Source organism: Streptosporangium sp. NPDC053982 (assembly GCF_055585205.1).
The window spans coordinates 1-22,000 of record NZ_JBVJKQ010000026.1 but is presented as its reverse complement, the minus strand read 5'-3'; the positions used below and the strand labels follow the sequence as shown (position 1 = coordinate 22,000).

Annotated in this window: 17 protein-coding genes; 8 read left to right on the top strand and 9 right to left on the bottom strand. The window is 74.4% G+C overall.

Annotation, left to right across the window (positions count from 1 at the left end):
* Nucleotides 1-330: 330 nt before the first annotated feature.
* The gene (locus ACZ6W9_RS35030) at nt 331-561 is read right to left on the bottom strand and encodes a DUF7455 domain-containing protein (RefSeq protein WP_362942635.1); all 231 of its coding nucleotides are present in this window, start codon (nt 559-561) and stop codon (nt 331-333) included.
* Nucleotides 562-800: 239 nt separating this feature from the next.
* Here ACZ6W9_RS35030 and ACZ6W9_RS35025 point away from each other — a divergent pair, with 239 nt between their 5' ends.
* Nucleotides 801-2,873: a DNA gyrase/topoisomerase IV subunit B gene (locus ACZ6W9_RS35025; protein WP_389965894.1), complete on the top strand. Its 2,073-nt coding sequence runs from the start codon at nt 801-803 to the stop codon at nt 2,871-2,873.
* A 77-nt stretch (nt 2,874-2,950) separates the two neighbouring features.
* Here the strand turns inward: ACZ6W9_RS35025 and ACZ6W9_RS35020 are convergent, their stop codons facing one another.
* Nucleotides 2,951-3,475 (bottom strand): beta-class carbonic anhydrase, encoded by a 525-nt coding sequence (locus ACZ6W9_RS35020; RefSeq protein ID WP_389965324.1) that lies wholly within the window; start codon nt 3,473-3,475, stop codon nt 2,951-2,953.
* 161 nt (nt 3,476-3,636) lie between these two features.
* Here ACZ6W9_RS35020 and ACZ6W9_RS35015 point away from each other — a divergent pair, with 161 nt between their 5' ends.
* The gene (locus tag ACZ6W9_RS35015; protein ID WP_389965327.1) at nt 3,637-3,954 is read left to right on the top strand and encodes a hypothetical protein; all 318 of its coding nucleotides are present in this window, start codon (nt 3,637-3,639) and stop codon (nt 3,952-3,954) included.
* Nucleotides 3,955-4,298: 344 nt separating this feature from the next.
* The gene (locus tag ACZ6W9_RS35010; protein WP_362942626.1) at nt 4,299-4,670 is read left to right on the top strand and encodes a VOC family protein; all 372 of its coding nucleotides are present in this window, start codon (nt 4,299-4,301) and stop codon (nt 4,668-4,670) included.
* A gap of 44 nt (nt 4,671-4,714) precedes the next feature.
* Here the strand turns inward: ACZ6W9_RS35010 and ACZ6W9_RS35005 are convergent, their stop codons facing one another.
* Both ACZ6W9_RS35005 and ACZ6W9_RS35000 read right to left on the bottom strand, forming a co-directional pair.
* Nucleotides 4,715-7,240, bottom strand: a complete 2,526-nt coding sequence (locus tag ACZ6W9_RS35005; RefSeq protein ID WP_389965330.1) for a DNA gyrase/topoisomerase IV subunit A — start codon at nt 7,238-7,240, stop codon at nt 4,715-4,717.
* A 307-nt stretch (nt 7,241-7,547) separates the two neighbouring features.
* The gene (locus ACZ6W9_RS35000) at nt 7,548-8,183 is read right to left on the bottom strand and encodes a GNAT family N-acetyltransferase (RefSeq protein WP_389965333.1); all 636 of its coding nucleotides are present in this window, start codon (nt 8,181-8,183) and stop codon (nt 7,548-7,550) included.
* Nucleotides 8,184-8,306: 123 nt separating this feature from the next.
* Between ACZ6W9_RS35000 and ACZ6W9_RS34995 the strand changes: the two genes are divergently transcribed.
* A complete protein-coding gene (locus ACZ6W9_RS34995; RefSeq protein ID WP_470121643.1) occupies nt 8,307-10,376 on the top strand; it encodes a RecQ family ATP-dependent DNA helicase in 2,070 nt (689 codons plus the stop codon).
* Nucleotides 10,377-10,481: 105 nt separating this feature from the next.
* Here the strand turns inward: ACZ6W9_RS34995 and ACZ6W9_RS34990 are convergent, their stop codons facing one another.
* A complete protein-coding gene (locus ACZ6W9_RS34990; protein ID WP_389965336.1) occupies nt 10,482-11,375 on the bottom strand; it encodes a carbohydrate kinase family protein in 894 nt (297 codons plus the stop codon).
* 175 nt (nt 11,376-11,550) lie between these two features.
* Here ACZ6W9_RS34990 and ACZ6W9_RS34985 point away from each other — a divergent pair, with 175 nt between their 5' ends.
* The 3 genes from ACZ6W9_RS34985 to ACZ6W9_RS34975 all read left to right on the top strand — a co-directional run bounded on the left by ACZ6W9_RS34985 (nt 11,551) and on the right by ACZ6W9_RS34975 (nt 16,161).
* Complete coding sequence (locus tag ACZ6W9_RS34985; RefSeq protein ID WP_389965339.1) at nt 11,551-14,283, top strand: bifunctional acetate--CoA ligase family protein/GNAT family N-acetyltransferase; 2,733 nt, start codon at nt 11,551-11,553, stop codon at nt 14,281-14,283.
* 265 nt (nt 14,284-14,548) lie between these two features.
* A complete protein-coding gene (locus ACZ6W9_RS34980; RefSeq protein WP_189245531.1) occupies nt 14,549-15,139 on the top strand; it encodes a DUF5998 family protein in 591 nt (196 codons plus the stop codon).
* 209 nt (nt 15,140-15,348) lie between these two features.
* Nucleotides 15,349-16,161, top strand: a complete 813-nt coding sequence (locus tag ACZ6W9_RS34975; protein WP_389965343.1) for a sulfurtransferase — start codon at nt 15,349-15,351, stop codon at nt 16,159-16,161.
* Here the strand turns inward: ACZ6W9_RS34975 and ACZ6W9_RS34970 are convergent.
* The 4 genes from ACZ6W9_RS34970 to ACZ6W9_RS34955 all read right to left on the bottom strand — a co-directional run bounded on the left by ACZ6W9_RS34970 (nt 16,101) and on the right by ACZ6W9_RS34955 (nt 20,915).
* Nucleotides 16,101-18,548, bottom strand: a complete 2,448-nt coding sequence (locus ACZ6W9_RS34970; RefSeq protein WP_470121610.1) for a CHAT domain-containing protein — start codon at nt 18,546-18,548, stop codon at nt 16,101-16,103. The genes ACZ6W9_RS34975 and ACZ6W9_RS34970 overlap by 61 nt on opposite strands.
* Nucleotides 18,549-19,013 (bottom strand): hypothetical protein, encoded by a 465-nt coding sequence (locus tag ACZ6W9_RS34965; protein WP_389965349.1) that lies wholly within the window; start codon nt 19,011-19,013, stop codon nt 18,549-18,551.
* The gene (locus tag ACZ6W9_RS34960) at nt 19,010-19,579 is read right to left on the bottom strand and encodes an RNA polymerase sigma factor (protein ID WP_362942579.1); all 570 of its coding nucleotides are present in this window, start codon (nt 19,577-19,579) and stop codon (nt 19,010-19,012) included. Before ACZ6W9_RS34960 ends, ACZ6W9_RS34965 begins: the two co-directional genes overlap by 4 nt.
* Before the next feature lie 61 nt (nt 19,580-19,640).
* On the bottom strand, nt 19,641-20,915 hold the full coding sequence (locus tag ACZ6W9_RS34955) for a S8 family peptidase (RefSeq protein ID WP_470121607.1): 1,275 nt from the start codon (nt 20,913-20,915) through the stop codon (nt 19,641-19,643).
* A 126-nt stretch (nt 20,916-21,041) separates the two neighbouring features.
* Between ACZ6W9_RS34955 and ACZ6W9_RS34950 the strand changes: the two genes are divergently transcribed.
* The gene (locus tag ACZ6W9_RS34950; protein ID WP_189245526.1) at nt 21,042-21,536 is read left to right on the top strand and encodes a DUF3145 domain-containing protein; all 495 of its coding nucleotides are present in this window, start codon (nt 21,042-21,044) and stop codon (nt 21,534-21,536) included.
* Nucleotides 21,537-22,000 lie beyond the last annotated feature (464 nt).

The window sequence follows — 22,000 nt, the reverse complement described above, 5'->3', positions numbered from 1 at the left end:
CGCCGCGTGGCCGGGAAGGCTCACACGGTGAGGTGGCCACGGCGGATCACCGTACGGCCGGGGCGGCGCGTGACGGTGTGGCAGGGAACACCGTGCGCCCGGGTGAGGCGGAGGTATGAGGGGTGAAGCTACCGCATGGCCGTGGCGCCACGTGTGTGGTGCCACGGCCATGGACGGGTGAGAGCGCGTTCCCCACCCCGGTGGGGCCGGGGCAGGGCGGCGCGGCGGATATATCGGATCAAGCCAGAGCCGGACGCCCGGCCCGGCCGCCGGACGGGCGGCGGGAGGGCGCCGTGGTGGGGCGATATCACTACCGGCTCCCGTCGGCTTCTAGCGTTCGTCTTCTTTCGCACTCGAAGGGGTGTCGCTGAGGCGCGCCGACTCGTCCTGGATGTCGGCGCCCTTGTCGCGCAGCACGGCCACGTGCTGCCGGCCGTGGTGGGCGCAGAACAACAGCTCTCCGCCCGCGGGCAGGGTCGCGCGGATGTAGGCCTGTGCGCCGCACCGGTCGCAACGATCCGCGGCCGTCAGCTGCTTGGTGGGGGCGAGAATTCCAGTCACGTATCGCCTTTCAGGTCATCCCCGATTGGAGGGATCTGGCGTCAGTCACTTGAGAGAACATCTAACCCGATGCGAACGTTCCCAACCGGGCCCCCGCTACGCCCAGAGCGGAAAGTGCCCAGGGGTAAGAGAGATCACACCGGAGGTAACGCCGGAGGCCCCCGGGTGGCAAGCTTGTACACGGCGCGGCGGGAAGGACGGTAGGCTGCGCACACGTGTTCGAGCGAAGTGGAGTGGGCGTGACCGCGGTCAGTACGGAGACGGCTTATACCGCTCGGCATCTGTCGGTGCTGGAGGGGCTGGAGGCCGTCCGCAAGCGCCCGGGCATGTACATCGGGTCCACCGACAGCCGCGGCCTCATGCACTGCCTCTGGGAGATCGTCGACAACGGCGTGGACGAGGCCCTGGCGGGACACTGCGCCCGCATCGAGGTCGAGCTCCACCCCGACGGGTCGATCGAGGTCCGCGACGACGGCCGCGGCATCCCGGTGGACATCGAGCCCAAGACCGGCCTCGCCGGAGTCGAGCTGGTCTACACCAAGCTGCACGCCGGCGGCAAGTTCGGCGGCGGTTCCTACGCCGCGTCGGGCGGCCTGCACGGCGTCGGCGCCTCCGTGGTCAACGCCCTGTCCTCCCGGCTCGACGTCGAGGTCGACCGTGACGGCACGACCCACGCGATCAGCTTCCGGCGCGGCGTCCCGGGTGTCTTCGACGGCGACGGCCCCACCGGTAAGTTCAAGAAGAAGTCCGGCCTGCGCGAGACCGGCACGGTCCCCCGCAAGGCCACCGGCACCCGCGTCCGCTTCTGGGCCGACCGCCAGATCTTCCTCCCCGAGGCCGAGGTCTCCCTCGACGAGATCCACGTCCGCCTCCGCCAGACCGCCTTCCTGGTCCCCGGCCTGACCCTGTCCGTGCGCGACAGCCGCGGCGAGGAGCCGGTCGAGGAGGAGTTCCGCTTCGACGGCGGCATCTCGGAGTTCACCGAGTTCCTCGCCCGCGACGAGGCGCTCTGCGAGGTTCTGCGGATGCAGGGCGTCGGCCACTTCCACGAGACCGTGCCGGTCCTCGACGACCTCGGCCACATGACCCCCACCGAGATCCAGCGCGAGCTGACCGTGGACGTGGCGCTGCGCTGGGGCAAGGGCTACGACAACACCGTCCGGTCGTTCGTCAACGTGATCGCCACCCCCAAGGGCGGCACCCACGTCAACGGCTTCGAGCGGGCGCTGGTCCGCACGCTCAACGAACTGCTCCGCGAGAGCCGCCTGCTGAAGAACGGCGACGCCCCGGTCACCCGCGAGGACATCATGGAGGGCCTCACCGCGGTGGTGACCGTCCGGGTGCCCGAGCCGCAGTTCGAGGGGCAGACCAAGGAGGTCCTCGGCACCGCCGCGGCCTCCCGGATCGTCGCACACGTCGTCTCCCGCGAGCTCAAAGAGCTGTTCACCGACCCGCCGCGCCGCGCCAAGCAGCAGATGCGGGCGGTCCTGGAGAAGATCGTCGCGGCGGCCAAGGCCCGCATCGCCGCCCGCGAGCACCGCGACAACCAGCGGCGCAAGACCGCCCTGGAGAACTCGGCGCTCCCCGCCAAGCTGGTCGACTGCCGCAGCGACGACGTCGACCGCACCGAGCTGTTCATCGTCGAGGGCGACTCGGCGCTGGGCACCGCCCGCGCCGCCCGCGACTCGGAGTTCCAGGCGCTGCTGCCGATCCGCGGCAAGATCCTGAACGTGCAGAAGGCGTCCGTCGCCGACATGCTGAAGAACGCCGAGTGCGCCGCGATCATCCAGGTCATCGGCGCGGGCTCGGGCCGCTCGTTCGACATCGAGGCCGCCCGGTACGGCAAGGTCATCCTCATGGCCGACGCCGACGTCGACGGCGCCCACATCCGCTGCCTGCTGCTGACCCTGTTCCACCGCTACATGAAGCCGATGGTCGAGGCGGGCCGGGTCTTCGCGGCGGTCCCGCCGCTGCACCGGATCGAGATCACCAACCCTGGCCGGGGGCAGGACAAGTACGTCTACTGCTACTCCGACGCCGAGCTGCAGAGGGTCCTGCGTGACCTGGAGCGCCGCGGCAAGCGCTGGAAGGACCCGGTGCAGCGCTACAAGGGCCTCGGGGAGATGGACGCCGACCAGCTCGCCGAGACCACCATGGAGCCCCGCCACCGCACCCTGCGCCGGGTGCGGATCGAGGACGTCGAGGCGGCCGAGAACATCTTCGCCCTCCTGATGGGCAGTGACGTGGCCCCGCGCCGGGAGTTCATCGTGGGCAGCGCCGCCGAGGTCGACCGCGACCACATCGACGCCTGAGGCTCGACCGCGGCCCATACCGGGCAGGGCGGGTCCTGAGGCGTCGGAGACGCCTCAGGACCCGCCCTGAGGGCGTCTCAGGAGCCGGAGTCCGCCTCGACGGGCGCGAGCTTCCCGGTGCGCACGTCGTAGATGGCGCCTCCGACGGCCAGGTCCGCCGGAAGGAACGGGCTGGTCCTGATGCGGGTCAGGTCGTGACGCAGCGCGGCGTCCTGGTCGGGGACGGTGTGGAACTCCAGGCTCCTGGTGTCGACGCCCTGCCGGGCGGCGAGCTGGTGCACGTCCTCGTCGGTCGCCTTGGCCATGCCGCAGTCGGTGTGCGGCATGACGAGCACCCGGTTCACGCCCAGCAGGTAGACCGCGAGCACCAGCGTGCGCAGGACGTCGTCGGTGACCCGCGCCCCGGCGTTGCGCAGGATCTTGGCGTCACCGGGCCTGAGCCCGAAGACCCCCAGCGGGTCGATCCGGGAGTCCATGCAGGTGACCACCGCCAGCCCGCGGGCGGCCCGGCCGGTCAGCGCGGAGTCCGTGAACGTGGCCGAGAACCTCTCATTGGCCGCCAGCAGATCGTCGAAGACGCCTCCGGAAAACCCGTGCGGCATTGAACCCCCTACGGTCGTGGTCGATGAGCTAATGATCCTGCATGTCCTTTTCACAGGAGTTTCCGGGGTCCCGTCCGTGCCGACTTCATGGAGATCCCGCAGGCGTGGTTGACTGTGCGTGATCGCTCTGTGACATCGCGTACGGAAAGCTGGAGCTTGCCATGAGCAGGATCGAGTCCCTGGCCGACTATCTGCGTGCCGAGGGCAGGCGGAAACTGGACCGGGTGGAGGTCCGCGACGGAGGGCGCAACGCGCGCTCGGCGCTCGCGCTGCTCGACGCCGCGGTCCACACCCGGTCGCTCGGCGACGACGACCCCCTGGTCGCCGTCCTCGCCGGCGCGGGCTGCTTCGGACCGTCGGGGCACGAGGAGTTCCGGCCCGGCGAGCAGGTCGTCCGGATCGTGCGCTCCTGGGAGTCGGGCGACCCGCAGGAGCTGCTGGCGAGGATCGGCCTCGCCGTGCAGGAGGCACCGGTCTGAGCGGCCCAGCGGCCCATCGTGGCGCGCATGCCCCGGACCGGCGCCCGCCGCCCGGCGGGGGCGCACAAGCCCGGCAGGGGGACGCACGCGGCGTGGGGGACCGGGACGCCCAAGCCCGCCAGGGGGACGCACGCGCGGCGTGGGGAACCGGGGGCGCATGAGCCCGGCGGGAGGGGCGCCACACGCGGCCGGGGGCGCACCCGCGGCGTGAGGGCGTACGCCCCGGGTGAGGGCGCACGTGTCCGGCCGGGGTTTGCTTCGCCGCCGCCGGGAAGCAAGGTGAGACGCGGCGGCCGCGTCACGGGCACCGTCGCCCCGGGCCGACACCACTTTCAGGAGAGAACATGGCGATAGCAAGGATGCGGTCGGTGGTCCTCGACTGCCCCGACCCGAAGGGCCTCGCCGGCTTCTACGGTGCGCTTCTGGACTGGAAGATCACCAATGTTGAGGACGACTGGGTGACGCTCACCGACGGGGAGTCGGGCCGGCGCCTCTGCTTCCAGCTGGCCCCCGGCCACCGGCCGCCCACCTGGCCCGACTCCGGGATCCCCCAGCAGTTCCACCTGGACTTCGCCGTGGACGACCTGGACGAGGCCGAGGCGAGGACGCTCGCGCTGGGCGCGGTCAAGCACTCCCACCAGCCCGACGAGGAGGACGACGACTTCCGGGTCTTCCTCGACCCCGCCGGGCACCCCTTCTGCCTCTGCATCATCTGACGACCGCCGTCCCGCCCGGGGCCACGCTCCGGGCGGGACGCGGGTCAGTCCTGCGCGGGCGTCGGCGCGGGGACCTGTCCGGCACCCGGGGCCCCGCCTGACGCGCCGTCCGGCACGTCGCCGGCAGGGCCGATCGGCCCGCCCACGGCCGCCACCGTGTGGGTGAGACGCACCCCCGAGCCGTCGCGGCGGCCCAGCTCCTCGGGCAGCGGGACGGGCTTGCCGACGGCCGAGGCCGCGCGGACCGGCGCCGGGCCGGCCCAGGCGAGCAGCAGGACGTCCTCGCCCTTCAGGAAGCGCTGTGCCCGGACGCCTCCGGTGGCGCGGCCCTTGGCCGGGTATTCGGCGTAGTCGGATATCTTGGCGCCGCCGATCTGGGTGCCGGGCAGGGCGGTGGAGGACCCCGCGATCGTCACCACCCTGGACTCGCGCGCGGGGTCGATCACGCCGAACCAGATCACCGAGGCGTCGCCGTCCAGCCGGATGCCCGCCATGCCGCCGGCGGGGCGGCCCTGCGGGCGGACGCTGGTCGCCGGGTAACGGAGCAGCTGGGCGTCGGAGGTGATGAACACCAGGTCGTGGTCCTCGGAGGTGAGCTCCGCGGCGCCCACCACCCGGTCGCCGTCCTTGAGCCCGATCACCTCGAACTCGTCGCGGTTCGCCGGGTAGTCGGGGACGACCCGCTTGACCACTCCCTGCACGGTGCCCAGCGCCAGGCCGGGACCGTCGGGATCGAGCGAGCCGATGCCGACGACCGTCTCCCCCGGGGAGAGGCTGACGTACTCCGACACCGGGTGGCCGCCGGAGAGCGAGGGCGGGTCGGCCGTCGGGGGCAGCGTCGGCAGGTCGACGACCTGGACGCGGATCATCCGGCCCTCGCTGGTGACCACTCCGACCTCGCCCCTGACCGTGCTGCGCACCACCGACACCAGCACGTCGTGCGCGGACCGCTCACCCTCGCCCGGCAGCGGGGAGGCGTCGGTCGTGCGGGCCAGCAGGCCGGTGGAGGAGAACAGGACCAGGCACGGGTCGTCGGCGACCTCCAGGGTCACCGCGGCGCTCCTGGTGACGCCGGAGGACTCCAGGAGGACCGTACGGCGCGGCGTGCCGAAGGTCTTGGCGACCTGGGCCAGCTCGTCGGAGACGACCTTGCGCAGCCGGGTGTCGGAGGACAGGATCTCGGTCAGCTCGGCGATCTCCGCCTGCAGCGTCTCCTTCTCCCGGTCGAGCTCCAGCTTGTCGAAGCGGGTCAGCCGGCGCAGCGGGGTGTCGAGGATGTAGGCGGCCTGGATCTCCGACAGGTCGAAGATCTCCATCAGCCGGGCGCGGGCCTGGGCCGAGTCGTCGGAGGAACGGATGACCTGGATGACCTCGTCGATGCTGAGCAGGGCGATGATGAGGCCGTCGACGAGGTGCAGCCGCTCCTCGCGCTTGCGGCGGCGGTGGGCCGAGCGGCGGCGGACCACGTCGAGGCGGTGGTCGACGTACACCTGGAGCAGCTCACGCAGGCCCAGCGTGCGCGGCTGGCCGTCGACCAGCGCCACGTTGTTGATGCCGAAGCTCTCCTCCATCGGCGTGAGGCGGTAGAGCTCCTCCAGCACGGCCTCGGGGATGAAGCCGTTCTTGATCTCGATGATCAGCCTGAGGCCCCTGTGACGGTCGCTGAGGTCCTTCAGGTCGGAGATGCCCTGGAGCTTCTTGGCCGTCACCAACTCCCTGATCTTGGTGACCACCCGCTCGGGGCCGACGTTGAACGGCAGCTCGGTGACGACGATGCCCTTGCGGCGGGGGCTGACCTGCTCGACGGCGCACTTGGCGCGCATCCGGAAGGTGCCGCGCCCGCGGGCGTAGGCGTCGCGGATGCCGTCCAGGCCGATGATGATGCCGCCGGTCGGCAGGTCGGGGCCCGGGACGAACCGCATCAGGTCGTCGAGCGTGGCGTCCGGCTTCTTGATCAGGTGCCGGGCGGCGGCGACGACCTCGACGAGGTTGTGCGGCGCCATGTTGGTCGCCATCCCGACCGCGATGCCGGTGGCGCCGTTGACCAGGAGGTTCGGGAACGCCGACGGCATGACCGTGGGCTCGGTCTCCTGGCCGTCGTAGTTGGGCTTGAAGTCGACGGTGTCCTCGTCGATCGACTGCACCATGGCCATGGCCGCGGAGGCCAGGCGGGCCTCGGTGTAACGCATCGCGGCGGGCAGGTCGTCGGGGGAGCCGAAGTTGCCGTGCCCGTCGACCAGCGGCAGCCGCATCGAGAACGGCTGGGCCATGCGGACCAGCGCGTCGTAGATGGCGGTGTCGCCGTGCGGGTGCAGCTTGCCCATCACGTCGCCGACGACCCGCGACGACTTGACGTGTCCCCGGTCGGGCCGCAGGCCCATCTCGCTCATCGAGTAGAGGATGCGCCGCTGGACGGGCTTGAGGCCGTCCCTGGCGTCCGGCAGCGCGCGCTGGTAGATGACCGAGTACGCGTATTCGAGGAAGCTGGTGCGCATCTCGGCGGACACGTCGATGTCGACGATCCGCTCCTCGAAATCCTCAGTCGGGGGTTTGGTCGTCCGTCGGGCCATCAGATTCTCCTCGCGCGGGCCCCGGCCCGGAGGCCGAGAGGGAAGCGCGTCCTCCTTGTCGTCTTCCTCGTCTTCGTGGTGTCACAACCGCCGGGCCCCGGCGCGCCCGGGAGGTGCCCGGGTGGTGCGCGGGGCTCACGCGGACGGCGTCGGCGGCCGTTCCGCGTGTCGTTACCATACTCACGCCCGGTGACACTTCCGGACGTCCGCGCGCGCCGCCGGGCGCGCCGGACTCGGCTGGGAACACCCGGGAGCGGCGCCGGGAGCGTCCCCGACGCCCCACCGGCGGCCCGGAGGCCCCCCGGGCTCACCCGCGCCCGGGAGCGCCCTCCTCGTCCCGCCCGCGCTCCGGGGCGGCACCCGGGCCCCCGTACGGCCGCTGCCCCGCTCCCGGCCACGCGCCGGCCGGCGGGCCGTCATAGGCGTCGCCCGGGGCGTTGACCTTCGTGTCGTAGATCCGGAACCCCCGCGCCTGATAGTTGGGCAGCGCGGCCGCGCCGTCGAGGGAGCAGGTGTGCAGCCACACCCGCCGGGTCGGCGCGAGGCTCGGCCGGCGGTCGGCGATGTCCCAGGCGCGGGCCGTACCGGCCTCCAGCAGGCGCCCGCCGGCGCCCCTGCCGATCGCCCACGGCAGCAGGCCGAAGGAGGTGATCTCCACCGCCCCGTCGTCGCAGGGCAGCAGTTCCACGTATCCCGCCGGGGTGCCGCGGTGGTAGGCCACCCAGGTCTCCACCCCGCCCGCCAGCAGATCGGCCCACTGCTGCCAGGTCCACGGGAGCCGTTCGCTCCAGTGCCAGTCGCCGCCCACCGCCGTGTACAGGAACCGGCTGAACTCGGGGGAGGGCACCTCGGCGAGCGCGATGTCGAGCGCGATCGCCGGGGGCCTGGCCGGGATCAGATCGGAGGGGGAGGTCTGTTCGAGGTACCAGGTGGTCACGTCCATGATGCCTGCATCCAACCACGCCGCGGGGGATCGCCGGTCCGCCGCCCGGGAACCCGGGAGATCCGGGTGATGCGGAAAACAGTCCGCCGGAACTGGTAGCAATGAGCCGTGAGCGAAGAGCAGATGCTGCGTGAAGAGGCCGAGGAGCGGCTGCGGGCGCTGGCCGGTGAGCACGCCCGGCTGCGCGAGGACCAGTGGTCGGCGATAAAGGCGCTGGTGATGGACCGCCGCCGGGTGCTCGTGGTGCAGCGCACCGGCTGGGGCAAGTCGGCGGTCTACTTCGTCGCCACCGCCCTGCTGCGCGAGCTGGGCGAGGGGCCGACCGTCATCGTCTCGCCGCTGCTGGCCCTGATGCGCAACCAGATCGCCGCCGCCGAGCGCGCCGGGATCCACGCCGTCACCGTCAACTCCGCCAACCCCGAGGAGTGGGAACAGGTCTACGGCCAGGTCGCCGAGGGCATGGTCGACGTACTGCTGGTCAGCCCCGAGCGGCTCAACAACCCCGAGTTCCGCGACCAGGTCCTGCCCGAGCTGGCCGAGAGCGCGGGCCTGGTCGTGGTGGACGAGGCGCACTGCATCTCCGACTGGGGCCACGACTTCCGCCCCGACTACCGCAGGCTGCGCACGATGTTCGAGGGGCTGCCCGAGGGCGTGCCGGTCCTGGCCACCACCGCCACCGCCAACGCCCGCGTCACCCGTGACGTCGCAGAACAGCTCGGCGAGGAGACCCTCGTCCTGCGCGGCGCGCTGGAGCGCGAGAGCCTCCACCTGAACGTCGTACGGCTGCGCGGCGCCGAGGAGCGCATGGCCTGGCTCGCGCAGACGCTGCACGAGCTGCCGGGCTCGGGCATCGTCTACACCCTCACCGTGGCCGCGGCCCAGGAGATCGCCGCCTACCTCCGCGGGCAGGGCCACGAGGTGATCGCCTACTCCGGGCAGACCGAGCAGGCCGAACGGCTGGCCGCCGAGCAGGCCCTGCTGGACAACAAGGTCAAGGCGCTGGTCGCCACCTCCGCGCTCGGCATGGGATATGACAAGCCCGATCTCGGCTTCGTCGTCCACGTCGGCGCGCCCCAGTCGCCCGTCGCCTACTACCAGCAGGTCGGCCGGGCCGGCCGCGGGGTCGAGCGGGCCGAGGTGATCCTGCTGCCCGGCCCCGAGGACCGCGAGATCTGGGCCTACTTCGCCTCCCTGACCTTCCCCCCGGAGCCGGTCGTGCGGGCCGTGCTGGCGGCCCTGGAAGAGGGCGGCGTGCTGTCCACGGCCGCGTTGGAGAACCGCGTCGACCTCAGCCGCAGCCGCCTGGAGACCATGCTCAAGGTCCTCGACGTGGACGGCGCGGTGCGCCGGGTCAGGGGCGGCTGGGAGGCCACCGGCGAGCCGTGGCACTACGACACCGACCGCTACGCCCGGGTGACCGAGGCCCGCGAGGCCGAGCAGAAGGCCATGCTCGAATACCTCGGCACCACCGAGTGCCGCGAGGTGTTCCTGCGCCGCTGCCTGGACGACGACGCCGCCGTGCCCTGCGGACGCTGTGACAACTGCACCGGCGCGCACCGCTCGCCCGAGGTGGCCGCGGAGGCTGTGGAGCGGGCGGCGGCGACCCTGCACCGTCCCGGCGTGGAGATCGAGCCCCGCAGGCAGTGGCCGACCGGGCTGACCGACCTCAAGGGCCGGATCAAGCCGGAGCTGGGCGCGGGGACCGGCCGGGCGCTGGGCCGGCTGACCGACATCGGCTGGGGCAACCGCCTGCGCGGCCTGCTGGCCGAGAACGCCCCCGACGGCCCGGTGCCCGACGACGTCTTCGCCGCGGTGGTGAAGGTGCTGTCGTCGTGGGAATGGGAGCAGCGGCCGACGGCGGTGGTCGCGATGCCCTCGGCGAGCAGGCCGCTGCTCGTCCGCAGCCTGGCCGAGCGGCTGGCCCAGGTCGGCAGGCTGTCCTTCCTGGGCGAGCTGGGATACCGTTCCGGTCCGCCGGGCCGGCAGTTCAACAGCGCCCAGCGGGTCCAGGCGGTCCGCGCCACCCTGGCCATGCCCTCGGCGCTCGCCGCGGCCGTGGCCGAGGCGGGCGGGCCGGTCCTGCTGGTCGACGATCGCGTCGACACGGGCTGGAGCGTGACCCTGGCCGCCGCGATGATCCGCCACGCCGGAGCCCCGGCGGTGCTGCCGCTGGTCCTCGCCGTGACGAGCTGACCTGAGCCCGCGGCCGGCCCGCGCGTACGGCGAGCGCGGCCGGGCGCGGCCGGTCACGGGTGAACCGTACCGGGCGGGCCGGGACGAGCCGGGCCGTACGGAGGGTCAGAGGCGGGGGCGGGCGCCGAGGTGCGAGATCGCCTTGGCGGCCAGCCGGCAGCCGGCGGAGAGCGCCTCCGCCGGAGGCTTCTTCTCCAGCCAGGAGGGCAGGAACCCGGCGACGAAGGCGTCGCCGGCGCCGGTGCCGTCGACCACGCGGTTCACCGTCTCGGCCGGGCACCTCACCGGCTCGCCGCGGCCGTTGGCGTACCACAGGGCGCCCTCGGCGGCGAGCTTGACGACGACCTGGGGGAACCACGCGGTGAGCACCTTGGCCGCCGCGGCGGGGTCGTCGCGGCCGGTCAGCACCTTGGCCTGGTCGGCGTTGGCGAACAGCAGCGTGGCTTCCTCGGTCCACTCCAGGAACGGCTCGGCGCCGGTCCGCTCAAGAGGCGCCGACGAGGAGCAGTCGACCGAGACGGTCATCCCGGCGCGGCCGGCCAGCTTCAGGGCGGCGAGCCCCGCCTCGCGGGACCCCTCGTTGATCAGGGTGTAACCTGACAGGTGCAGGTGACCGCCCTGGAGGAACAGGTCGCGCGGCAGGTCCTCGGGCGACAGCGCGGCGTTGGCACCGGGGTCGGACAGCATGGTGCGCTCGCCCTTGTGGGTGATGAGCACCACGCACGTTCCGGTCGGCCGTTCGGGGTCCATCACCAGGCGGGCGTCGACGCCGTAGCCCATCAGCTCCATGTCGCGGTTGCGGCCGGTGATGTCGGCGCCGCGGCGCCCGATGAAGGCGACCTCGGCGCCCTCGACGGCGAGCCAGGAGGAGATGTTGGCCCCCGAGCCGCCTCCGTGCATGGTGACGATCGCCGGTGTGTCGCTGGCCCGGGCCAGCGGGTAGCGAGCCCGCGCGACGGCGTCGGTCATGAGATCGCCCACCACGACCACCCGCGCCATGATGTCACCACCTTGCTGCCTTCGATGCTGAAGTGCCTCTAGCCGCGAAAAACTTAACAGCTTCCGGACCGCGTATGGGGTCGGGAGCGGAGAGCGGGGCGCAGTCGATGCACAAGCGTTGCGGGAATCCGCCCAGCAGGTCCGGCTTGTGTGATTCGCGTTTACTCTCGGGACTGTGGAGGCTGCTCAGTACCCCGCCCACTGGGAGGCGGACGTCGTCCTGTCGGACGGCGGGACCGCCCATGTCCGACCGATCCATCCGGCCGACGCCGATCTGCTGCGCGCGTTCTACTCGCGGCTGTCGGAGGAGTCGATCTACTTCCGCTTCTTCGGCCCCAGACCCCGCCTCTCGGACCGGGAGATCACCTGGTTCACCAACGTCGACTACACCGACCGGGTCGCGCTGATCGCCACGATCGGCACGGAGATGGTGGCGGTCATCCGCTACGACCGGATCGACCCGGCGGAGGCCGAGGTGGCCTTCCTCGTCGAGGACGCCCACCAGGGCCGCGGGGTCGCCTCGGTGCTGCTGGAGCACCTGGCCGCCACGGCCCGGGAGCGGGGGATCTCCCGGTTCGTCGCCGACGTCCTGCCGGCCAACCAGAAGATGATGGGTGTCCTGAAGCAGGCCGGCTACACCGCGCAGAGCCGCTTCGCCGACGGCGTGGTCCGGATGATCCTCGACCTCACCCCCACCGAGACCTCCCAGGAGGTGACCGCCGCCCGCGAGCACCGGGCCGAGGCGCGCTCGATCGAGCGGCTGCTGTCCCCGAGGTCGGTGGCGGTCGTCGGCGCCGGCCGGGAGCCCGGCGGCGTCGGGCAGACCGTGCTGCGCAACCTGCTCGCCGCCGACTTCACCGGACCGGTGTACCCGGTGCACCGCGAGGCCCGCGCGGTCGCCGGGGTGCGGGCCTATCCCGGCGTGACGGCCATCGACGGCGAGGTGGACCTCGCGGTGCTGGCCGTACCCGCCGAGGGGGTGATCGAGGTGGTCAAGGAGTGCGCGGAGAAGGGCGTGCGCGGGCTGATCGTGGTCTCCTCGGGATTCGGCGAGACCGGCCCCGAGGGGCGCGCCAGGCAGGACGAGCTGGTCCGCATCGCCCGCGCGTACGGCCTGCGCGTCGTCGGCCCCAACTGCCTCGGCGTCGCCAACACCGACCCGGCGGTCCGGCTGAACGCCACGCTCGCCGCGACCGTCCCCGGCCGCGGCCGGGTCGGCTTCTTCAGCCAGTCCGGCGCGCTGGGCACCGCGCTGCTGCAGCGGGTGGCCCAGCGAGGCATGGGCATCTCCTCGTTCGTGTCGGCGGGCAACCGGGCCGACGTCTCGGGCAACGACCTGCTGCAGTACTGGGAGGAGGACCCCGCCACCGACGTGATCCTCCTCTACCTGGAGTCGCTGGGGAACCCCCGCAAGTTCGCCCGCCTCACCCGGCGGATCTCCCGCCGCAAGCCGATCGTGGTGGTCAAGAGCGGCGGAACCACTCAGAACGTGCCGACGGGTCACGCCGCGCCGGTGCTCGGCCTGCCCGACACCGCGCTCAGCTCGCTGTTCGAGCAGGCCGGGGTGATCCGGGTGGACGACCTGGTCCAGCAGTTCGACGTGGCGCAGCTGCTGGCCCACCAGCCGCTGCCGGCCGGGCCCCGGGTGGGCCTGGTCAGCAACTCCGACGCGATGGCGCTGCTCGCGGCGGACGCCTGCGTGCGGGCCGGGCTGGAACCCAGGCCGCCGGTCAACCTCGGCGCGGCCGCGGGGGCGGCGGAGTTCGGCGCGGGCCTCGCGTCGGTGCTGCCGGACGTGGACGCGGTCGTCGTGATCTACATGCCGCCGATCCCCGGCCCGGCCGCCGAGGTGGCCGCCGAGCTGCTGCGGGTCTCGCGCGACCACGGCAAGCCGGTGCTGGCCACGTTCGAGGGCCGGACGGGCATGCCGCCGGAACTGCGGACGGACTCGGTGCCCGGGTGGGGGTCGATCCCGTCGTACCCGGCGCCGGAGGAGGCGGTCCGCGCGCTGTCCCACGCCGTGCGGTACGCCCGCTGGCGGGAGCGGCCCGCGGGGATCCCGGAGGAGCCGGAGGGCGTGGACACCGCGGCCGCGCGGCGGCTGGTGCGGGCCGCGCTGCGGAAAGACCCTGCCGGGACCGGCGCCGTACCGCCGGAGGAGACGGTCGTGACCGGCGCCGCGCCGCCGGGGGAGACGACCGGGATCGACGCCGCCGGGCCGTGGGGGGAGAAGGCTGAGATCGACGCCGCCGGGCTGCTCGCCTGCTACGGGGTGCGGGTGTGGCCGGCCGAGCGGGTGGACTCCGCGGAACGCGCCGTGGCGGCGGCCGAACGGCTGGGCTGGCCGGTGGCGCTCAAGGCCGCCGACCCCGAGGCGGCCAAGCGCGCCGGGACCGTACGGCTCGGCCTGACCGGCCCCGACGGGGTGCGTGAGGCGTTCGAGGGACTGTCCCGGCAGCTCGGCCGGGACGCCGCGCTCGCGGTGCAGCGGATGGTCCCGCAGCCCGCGGTGCCGACGGTGATCGGCGTCGTCGAGGACGCCGCGTTCGGCGCGGTCGTGTCGTTCGGGCTGGGCGAGGTCACCGCCCGGCTGCTGCGCGACGAGGTGTACGGGCTCGCCCCGCTCACCCGGGAGGACGCCGGGGCCCTGGTGCGGGCGCCGCGCACGGCGCCCCTGCTGCTCGGCGGGTACGGCTATCCGCCCGTCGCGGTGGAGGCCCTCACGGACCTGCTGGTCCGGGTCGGGCGGCTGGCCGACGACCTGCCCGAGGTGGCCAGGCTCGACCTCGACCCGGTGCTCGTGGGGGAGTCGGAGGCGATCGTCCTGGGGGCGCGCGCCGTGCTGCGCGAACCGCCCGGACCGCGGATCGACGGCGGCCCGCGCCGCCTGGGCGGGTTCCCGGCCTGAGGTGATCCGCGGCGGCGGACCGCCGTGCCGTACGGCCTGGTTCCTGAGGCGGCCCGCGGCGGATCGCCGTGCCGTACGGCCGGGTCACGGCCCGTGCCGTGCCGGACGGCGGCTGACCGCCGTGCCGTACGGCCGGGTGCGGCCTGAACCGTGCCGGACCGGACGGCGCGGGCCACGGGCCGCGGGCGTCCACGGGCCGACGCGTCCGGCGGGAGAGGGCGTGCTGGAGGTGAAAGCGCTGCCCCGGACAGGGCAGGATGGACCCATGAGGGATACCCGACTCTCGGCAACCGGGCTGCGCGACGCCATCGACCGCAGCGGCTACTACCCCGACCTGGTCACCGACGCGGTCGAATCCGCCCTGGGCAAGGAGCAGGTGACGGCGTACGTCGTGCACCACGAGGCCACCTTCGACCCGGCGATGGAGGTGCGCAGGCACGTCACCGTCCTGGTTCTCACACCCACCCGGCTGCTCGTCTGCCACACCGACGAGCACCCCGCGGTGGAGGGGGTCTCGGCGTCGCACGCCTCCACGACCACCGAGGCGGTACGGCTCAGCCGGATCCAGTCGGTCTCCGTCACCCGGGTGGTCCCCGACCCCGCCTCCTATGTGCCGGGCGTGCCGCCCACGGAGGTGACGCTCACCATCGGCTGGGGGGCCATCTCCCACGTCGACCTGGAGCCCGCCACCTGCGGCGACGAGAACTGCGAGGCAGACCACGGCTACACCGGGGCCGTCACGGCCGACGACCTGTCGCTGCGCGTGAGCGAGGCGGCCGACGGTCCCGAGGCGGTCTCCCACGTGCTGACCTTCGCCAAGGCCCTGTCGGAGGCCACCGCCCGCGCCGCCTCGTAACCGGCTTCCCGGCTTCCTGGCTTCCCGGCCGATGCCCGGCGGCCGGGAGGCCGCCGTACCGCCGCCGTAACGCCGTGGCGTCGCCGTGGCGCGATCGCCGGCCCGCCGTTCCACCACCTCGCCGCTTCCCCCGCCGCGGTGTCCGGCGCCCTCCCGGGGCCGGCTCCGCGCCGTCCCGGATCCCGAACCTCTGCGAAGGGGAGACCCTGATGAGCCCGCTGATCACTCCGGCCGAGCTGGAGGCCCTGGACGGCCCGGCCGTCCTGGACGTGCGCTGGAAGCTCGGCGGCCCGCCCGGGGCCGACGCCTACCGCGAGGGCCACATCCCCGGCGCGGTCTTCTGCGACCTCAACGCCGACCTCGCCGCGCCGCCCGGACCGCAGGGCCGCCACCCGCTGCCGGAGGCCGGGGCGTTCCAGGAGGCGATGCGCCGCCTGGGCGTGTCCGGTTCCCGTACGGTCGTCGTCTACGACGAGGCCGACGCCACCGCCGCCGCGCGGGCGTGGTGGACGCTGCGCTACTTCGGGCACCCCGACGTCCGCGTCCTCGACGGCGGCCTGCGCGCCTGGGCGGCCGAGGGGCGGCCCGTCGCGGCGGGCGAGGAGTCCGTACGGCCCGGCGACTTCACCGCGCGGCCCGGCGGGATGCCCGTCCTCGACGCCGGTCAGGCGCTGGAGCTGGCAGGCGAGGGGGTGCTGCTGGACGCCCGCGCCGCCGAACGCTACCGGGGCGAGGTCGAGCCGATCGACCCCGTCGCCGGGCACATCCCCGGTGCGGTGAGCGCCCCCACCTTCGAGAACGTCGATCCCGCCGGGCGCTTCCACCGGCCGGAGTTCCTGCGCGAGCGGTTCAACACCCTGGGCGCCGTGCCGGGCGTCGCGGTCGGCGCCTACTGCGGCTCAGGCGTGACGGCGGCGCACCAGGTGCTCGCGCTGGACGTGGCGGGCGTCCCCGCCGCCCTCTACGTCGGTTCCTGGTCCAACTGGGTGGCCGACCCCTCCCGGCCGGTCGCCACCGGCTGACCTCTCCCGGCCGGCATCGGCAGGTCGCCGTACCCGAAGCAGGCGAACCCCGCCACCCCGGTCTTCGCGCTCGCCGCGGCCAGCGCGCGGGCCGGCGGACGCCCGGTGGCCAGCAGCTCGTGGAAGACCTCCATCAGCGCCAGCGCCGGCTCGTCGCGCACCGGCACCAGGCTGGCCACCACGCACCGCGAGCCCACCGACAGGAAGGCGCCGGCCAGCCCCAGCGGCGCCCCGTCCGCGGGCACCCGCGCCATGCCCGCATCGCACGCCGACAGCACCGCCAGCGCGGGCGGCCGGCGCAGCCGCAGCAGGTCGTAGGCCATCAGCGGCCCGTCGTCGAGGTGGATGCTGGACAGCAGCGGGCTGCCCGGGGAGAACACCCCGTGCGCGGCCAGGTGTGCCACCTCGGCGCCCTCCAGCGCCGCCAGCACCTCGGCCCGCCGCGCCGCCACCGCCTCCGTGCCGGGACGGCGGGCGGCGACCATGGCGGCCTCGGCCCCGGCGCAGCGCAGCGCCGGACCCGCGACCGCCACGGTCCTCCCGCCCGGTACGGAGGGCGCCCGCTGCCCGGCCAGCCAGGCCGCCGCGGCGGACGCCACGGTGACGGGACGGCCGGCGTTCATCGGCAGCACCGGCCAGGGCAGGGTGTGCAGCGAACCGGTCGGCACGATCACCAGCGGCCGGTCGCCGAGCGGCCGGCGCAGCGCGCCGAACAGCAGCCGCTCCAGGAGCGCCGCGTCGCCGTCCAGCGCCGGGGCCCGGCCGTCGCGCAGGTGCGCCCGGCGCAGGCCGTACCGGAGCCGCACGGTGGCCTCGGCGACCGCGGCGAAGGGGCCGAGCCGGCGCAACGCGACGCGCTCGGGGGTGACGGCGACGGCCACCAGCCCGTCGCCGTCGCGGACGAACTCCACCAGCGCCGCCTCCTCCAGGGCGGCCCGCAACTCCTCGACGCCGGGCGCCACGGGCCGCCCGGGGCCCCCGGCGACCGCCCGCCACCGCTCGGCCCAGGCGAGGACCGCGCGGCCCCGCCCCGTCTCCAGCGCGAGCTCCAGCCCGAAGCGGGCCAGCGGCTCACCGGCGCCGACGGCGTACGCCCGGATCGCGGGGTCGTCGAGGGCGGCCGCGGTGGAACCCGCCTCGGCCAGTCCGGCGCGGACGGCCGCGAACGCGCCGCGCCGGTCGCCGGACAGCGCCCGGTGCAGCGCGGCGGCCCGGTGGCGGAGCAGCCCCGGGGCTCCGCGGGCGAGGACGGCGAGCCGCTCGCGGGCGGACGCCCGGTCGCCCAGCCGCAGGACGGTCTCGGCCGCGGTGAACCGCAACTCGCGGGAGAGGTCGGGGCGGCCCGCGCCGTCGAGGTCGGCCGCGCACGAGAGCAACTCGGCGGCCAGTTCCGGGGACGGCGGGCCGGACGCCAGACGGGCCCGCAGCAGCACCTCGGCGGCGAGCGGCACCAGCGCCGTCCTGCCCTGCGCCGCCAGGGCGGACGCGGCCGGCTCGGCGTGCTCCGCGGCGCGGCGCGGGTCGCCGGTGCGCAGCTCCACCCGGGCGAGCAGCAGCCGGGCGTCGGCCAGCGCCACCTCCGCCCCCGCCGCCGCGAGCTCCGGAACCGCCAGGTCGAGCAGCGCCCGCGCCTCACCCGGCAGGTGCGCGTCGACCAATGCCTCCGCCAGGTCGCAGCGCATCGCCGCGAGCCGTTCGGGAAAGCCGAACAGGCTGCTCTCGGCGCGCCGGTAGGCGGCGAACGCGGCGGGCAGGTCACCGCGCCGGGCCGCCAGGAACGGCAGATTGCCCTCGGCGAGCGTGAGCACGTGGTCCAGGCCCGCGTCCCGCGCCAGCTCGGCGCAGCGGCGCAGGTCGGCCTCGGCCTCCCCGAAGTGCCCCAGGAACACCCTGCTCAGCCCCCGGTTCAGCAGGGCCCCGGCGAGATAGTAGGCGTCGCCGTCCAGGGCGCCCACGGCCCGGTCGCACTGGGCGAGGGCCTCGGCGTAGCGGCCCAGGCGGGTCAGCGCCCCGGCCCGGTGCACGGCGAGCCTGGCCGTCTCGGCCGGCGGCAGACATGGTTCGGCCGCCGCCGCGACGGCCAGCGCCCGCCGGGGGTGGCCGAGCTCGGTGAGGACGTGCACCAGCGACAGCCGCGCCTGCGCCGCCCGGTACGGCAGGCCCGCCCGCAGCGCCACGCGCACCGCGCTCCGCAGGTGCTCCTCGGCCAGCGGCAGATCTCCCAGCTCCCGCGCGGCCACCGCCAGCGCCCGGTGGGCGACCGCCGCGGCCTCCGCGGGGAGGGCGGCACGGAGCATGTCGCGCGCCAGCTCCCGCGCGGCGGCCGGGTCGCTGCCGGACAGCTCCAGTGCTCGCTCGGCGGCGGCGAGCGCTTCGTCGGGGGCCACCTACGGGCGGATTCTGGTCCAGCTGGTGACGACGGGGACCTGCCCCGGCCGGTGGCACACCACGCTGAACCAGCCCGGCGGCAGGCCCGTCACGGCGAACTGGCCGGTCGCCGACAGCTCCCGCGCCTCGGTGAGGTGCGGGGTGCGGACCTCGACCCGCGTGCCCTCCTCGGGGCAGGGGGAGACCTGCCCGGCCAGGTCGACCAGGCCGTCCATCGCGGTGACCTCCAGGTCGACGGTGAGCCCGGCCGCGGTGAAGCGGAGCAGCCGGTCCTGCCCGCCGTCGCGGACGTCCCGCGGCGCCGGCGCGGCCACGGGCAGGGCCGTGGCCGCGCCGGGCAGCCGCAGGCCGAAGGCCGCGCGCGCGGCCGCCGGGATGTGACCGGGCACGGGGTCGCGGCCGGCCGCCAGGCGGAGCGCGGCGATCAGGGACTCGTCGTCGATCGCGGCGGAACGTCGGGTCAAGATGCGGCCTCCTGAGCGGTGAGCATGGTGCGTAGTCGGTTCAGGCACCGGCCCCGGGTGGGGCCGTAGCTGCCGCTGGGCATGCCCAGGCGTCCGGCGAGCTGGTGGACGCCCGCGTCGGGAGCCGTGGCCATCAGCCGGAACAGCGAGCGGCACGGCTCCTGCATCGCCTCGACGGCCAGCCAGAGACGGCGGCCCTCGTCGGCGCTGAGCACGATCAGGGCCGGGTCGGGGGCGGCCTCGGCGGGTGACGGACCGGGGCGGACCTCGCCGGCGTCGGCCGGGTCGGCGACCGGCCGCTCGCCGCGGCTCCGCCTGCGGAGCAGGGACGCCTCCCGCCGGACCGTGGTGAACAGCCACGAGCCGAGCCGGCCGGGGTCGCGGATGGTGTGCAGGCTCTCCAGCAGCCGCAGCCAGGTGCCCTGCACCGCGTCCGCGGCGTCCGCCGCGCTCAGGCCGTGGGCGCGGGCCACCGACCACAGGGGACCGGAGAACCGGTTCACCAGCGTGTCCCACGCCTCCTGGTCGCCCGCCAGCGCGGCGTCGATCGTGTGCTGGTCGCTCACCGGAGCCTCCGAAGCCGTCCTGGACACTCTTCGTGTCTCAGTGGTGACTTTGGGTGAGACTTTACCTTGGCCTGGCCACGACGACGCCCAGATCTGAGATTTTTCGGTTCCGTTCCGGATCGAGGACGTGCGCCGCGGCCTCGGCGGGTGTCCGCCCCCGGGTCGCCGCGGCGATCGCGCCGCTGACCACGGCGGCGGCGAAGGAGGTGCCGCTCCAGCGCGCGTAGCCGTGGAACGCCCCGTGCTCCAGGAAGGAGCTGGTCAGCCATTCCCCGGGGGCGCAGGCGTCGACCCAGGGGCCGTGGGCCGAGAACGGCGCCCGGTCCCGTCCGGCCGCGTCCAGCGCGCCGACGGCGATCACCCCGGGCAGCGCGGCCGGCCAGAACGGCCGGTCGGAGGCCGTGTTGCCCGCGCAGGCCACCGCGACGGTGCCCGGCAGGCCGGCCAGGGCGGCCTCAAGAAGGGGTGAGGGCCGGTCGTCGTAGGTGTGCCCGCCCAGGGAGAGGTTGAGCACCTGGGGTGGCTCGTCCCGCAGCCGCGTCAGCGCCCGCAGCAGCCCGGCCTCGTCTCCGACGCCGCGGCCGTCCAGCACCCGCAGCGGGCGCACCCGCGCCTCGGGTGCCGACCGCAGGATCAGTCCGGTGACGAACGTGCCGTGCCCGGCCTGGGGGTCCAGCCGCCCGTCGCCGTCGGCGTCGGGCACCTCGGCGGCCTCGCGCCGCCGTTCGAGGAACCACGGGAGGTCCCGCCACCACGGGTGCGCGGCCAGACCGGTGTCGGCGACCGCGACGGTCACCGGCGCGCCGGGGCCGCCGGGGCCGCCGGGTCCACTGGGTCTGTCCGACCCGCCCGGGATGTCGCGGGGGGCCCCGCCGCCCTCGCGGTCCCCGTCGCCCCCGTCGCCCCTGACGTTCCCGGGGCCCCCGGGTCCGTCCGGTCCGCCTCCCGGCGCCGCGCCGGGAGGCGGAGGCGGAGGCGCCGGGAAGGGCCGGGAGGCCGGGCCTCCGAAGAAGAGGGGCTGGCCCACCAGGATGTGGTTGGGGGAGGCCGCGTGCCCGCGGTCCCGGACCGTGGCGGCGAGGTCGCAGACGTCGACGCCGGGCACCAGCCGTATCCGGAAGACGCCGTCGGCCTCGGTCACCGCCGCGGTCCACCGGGCGACGGCCGCCATGCCGGGGGCGTCCGTCAGCAGCTGGTCACGCCTGATCAGAGCCGGTTCTCCCGGGACGGGCTCCACCCGTTCGATGTCGGCGTCCATGTGGCTCTCCGGGGGGTCGGGCGGCGGATCGTCGGATCGTCTCACTCCGAGCATGCCCCAGCCGGAGGCCGGTCGCACGGCATCTCGGTATGACCCCCCTCTGGTGCGGCGTCACAACCGACGGTAGTCTCTCCTACAGTCACTTGTGATCATCCTGGTCGAGGCCGTTGGGGAAGGCGCACCTCGTACGAAACGGGAGGTCCGGTGTCTGCTCGTGGCGTGCTTTACGTCCACTCGGCTCAGCCTGCGCTGTGCCCGCATATCGAATGGGCGGTCGCGGGTGTCCTCGGCGTGCCCGTCGACCTGAACTGGACCCCGCAGCCGGCCGCGCCCGGCCACGTGCGCGCGCAGGCCGAATGGGTCGGCCGCCCGGGGACGGCGGCGGCCATCACCTCGTCCCTGATGGGCTGGCAGCGCATCAGGTTCGAGATCACCGAGGACCCCTCGCCGGGTGCCGACGGGTCCCGGCACGCCTACACGCCGTCCCTCGGCGCCTTCACCGCGGTGATCGGCGCCTCGGGTGACATCCTGGTGCCCGAGGACCGCCTGCGCTCGGTCATGCTCATGGCGCGGCAGGGCAGGGTGGTCCTGGAGGAGGAGCTCGACAAGCTGCTCGGCAAGCAGTGGGACGCCGAGCTGGAGTCGTTCAGGTACGCGGGCGAGGGCGCGCCGGTCCGCTGGCTGCACGCCGCCGTCTGACGGCGCGCGAACCCTCTCCGCGCGGTCGCCCTACGGCGCGCCGCGCGGTCGTCCGGCGGCGCCGCCCTGCCCCGTGGCCGCCCGGCGGCGCGCGGTCCCTCCCGGCGCGGTCCTCCGGCGGCCCCGGTCTCCCCGGACGTGCCACGGCACGCCGTTCCCTCCCCGTACGAACAGAACGCCCCCACCGGCCTCGGCCGGTGGGGGCGTCGCGCGTCACGCGGGTCTCCCGGGGCTCGCGGTTCCCGGATTCCCGGAAGGGGACGGGCCTGTACGGACTTCGGGTCTTCAGGCGGGCTGAAGGGTTCGGATCCGCAAGGGGGCTCCGCGGAGGCGCAGGCCGGCCGGATGGCTTTCCGCCCCGAGAGCGGCGGTTGCGTCCACGGAGGTGGTGTATGAGTTTCCCCAGCTAGCAGGCGTGGCGCCGTGAAATGAGAACGGCCATCGCGTGATCCTTCGAGTGCGAA

Excerpts from the sequence above, each read along its gene's own strand:
- ACZ6W9_RS35020 (WP_389965324.1), bottom strand. The coding sequence starts at position 3,475 with ATGCCGCACGGGTTTTCCGGAGGCGTCTTCGACGATCTGCTGGCGGCC.
- ACZ6W9_RS35015 (WP_389965327.1), top strand. The coding sequence starts at position 3,637 with ATGAGCAGGATCGAGTCCCTGGCCGACTATCTGCGTGCCGAGGGCAGG.
- ACZ6W9_RS35010 (WP_362942626.1), top strand. The coding sequence starts at position 4,299 with ATGGCGATAGCAAGGATGCGGTCGGTGGTCCTCGACTGCCCCGACCCG.
- ACZ6W9_RS35005 (WP_389965330.1), bottom strand. The coding sequence starts at position 7,240 with ATGGCCCGACGGACGACCAAACCCCCGACTGAGGATTTCGAGGAGCGG.
- ACZ6W9_RS35000 (WP_389965333.1), bottom strand. The coding sequence starts at position 8,183 with ATGGACGTGACCACCTGGTACCTCGAACAGACCTCCCCCTCCGATCTG.
- ACZ6W9_RS34995 (WP_470121643.1), top strand. The coding sequence starts at position 8,307 with ATGCTGCGTGAAGAGGCCGAGGAGCGGCTGCGGGCGCTGGCCGGTGAG.
- ACZ6W9_RS34990 (WP_389965336.1), bottom strand. The coding sequence starts at position 11,375 with ATGGCGCGGGTGGTCGTGGTGGGCGATCTCATGACCGACGCCGTCGCG.
- ACZ6W9_RS34980 (WP_189245531.1), top strand. The coding sequence starts at position 14,549 with ATGAGGGATACCCGACTCTCGGCAACCGGGCTGCGCGACGCCATCGAC.
- ACZ6W9_RS34975 (WP_389965343.1), top strand. The coding sequence starts at position 15,349 with ATGAGCCCGCTGATCACTCCGGCCGAGCTGGAGGCCCTGGACGGCCCG.